The 1,396-nt window shown below is 52.6% G+C and carries 2 protein-coding genes; both read right to left on the bottom strand.

Features of this window, described 5'->3' with window-relative positions; translation table 11 throughout:
* Positions 1 to 162 precede the first annotated feature (162 nt).
* On the bottom strand, positions 163 to 822 hold the full coding sequence (locus tag HMPREF2879_RS07550; RefSeq protein ID WP_070635174.1) for a hypothetical protein: 660 nt from the start codon (positions 820 to 822) through the stop codon (positions 163 to 165).
* A gap of 215 nt (positions 823 to 1,037) precedes the next feature.
* Positions 1,038 to 1,396 (bottom strand): DUF4190 domain-containing protein (locus HMPREF2879_RS07545; RefSeq protein WP_070635173.1); only part of this gene is annotated, 359 nt, incomplete at its 5' end.

The raw sequence follows: 1,396 nt of genomic DNA, 5'->3' as shown, positions 1-1,396 counted from the left end.
CTCGTTTCGTGTGGTTGGTGAATAGGAAGAGCACGCGCCCCGTCCGGGCTAGGCGGCGGTGCCTACGTGCTGAGGATACCAGGGCATAAGCCCCGAAAGCCCCGGGGTAGCGCGGGGGTGAGCCGCGCATCCCCGGGAGCCTTCAGCCCACAAACCGGCAGGCTACATATCGACGTCAGCAAGACCCGCAATCTCTTGATTATTCATGAAATACGGAATGACTTCATAACGGTTATCCAGCTGGTTCACCTTATCCACATCAGCCGGATTATCCAGATCAGGCCAGCGACCATACTCAATCCTGAACCGGGTAATGACCAAGAGATAGTACTCATCATAATTTTCGCTCAACGGGTTAATACGTGCACGCGACTTAGTGAGAAACCACATCCGGCTTGGGGTATCTTCATCCTTCGACTCGCTATAAACAACGCTATCAATCGCGCCGATGGGGCAGATCCTCGACCCGCGAACGGGGGTGTGCATATTAATACCCTCAGAAGAAATCTTCATGTACGTGGCGTTGACGTGCCACAGGTAGAACAAGAGGAAAGCAGTCATGAAGATGTAAATACCCTCCGCATAGGGGTTAGTCTCGGGGCCATTGAGCGACAAAAAATAGCGGATAATCGGGAAACCCGGGATAAAGACAATAACGTACACCAGTAGCGCTCGCAGACGACTAATGTAGATGCCTTCACGCTTCTTCTTCTCGTCGCGGCGTCGATTGATGATGTAAGCGGCAAGGGTAAAAATCGTGAAAATAGTTGTGATGATGGAGCATACGCCCCAAAAGGTAATAGCAGATTCTTGAGACATCATTTTAGCTATTCGCTCCTTCAATCAGGTAGGAGTTGGTAATGGTAGTGGAGTGCGCATCAAGGATGTGCTGCAGATACTCCGGGGTGTACTCGCTGCCAGATGCTGAAGCACCCACGGAGGATACGGTTGAGGGGCGCTCGCAGGCACGGCGACTGCCGCGTGAACGAACGCCCCCTCCACCAGCGACGGCTAATCATGGAACCAAATAAACCGGTTTACTTATCCATCTCGTAGACCCAGCCGCCAGCGTTGCAATAACGCTTACCATCCTTCTCAATGATGTAGTAGCCGGGCTCGTGGTTCTCACACTTCTGGATAACTTCGCGAGCCTCTCGGTTAGACTTTTCAAGGTTCGCGGCACGAATCTGGAAGAAAGCAAACGTAGCAATGTACGCCACCAGAACCAGTGCAAGAGCAGCAATTGCCATGCCCTTACCCTTGCCGGTGCCATTCTTGACCATTACCAGAGCGATTACAGCGAAAATAATGGTCGGGATGGTCAGGAACGAACCGATCACAAAAATGCCGGTCAGGGCGGAGATAATGCCCAGGACCAGTGCGGTTACTGCCGCCC

It is taken from the genome of Rothia sp. HMSC069C04, from assembly GCF_001812895.1.
GTDB lineage: Bacteria > Actinomycetota > Actinomycetes > Actinomycetales > Micrococcaceae > Rothia.
This window is presented reverse-complemented; position numbering and strand designations above follow the sequence as displayed.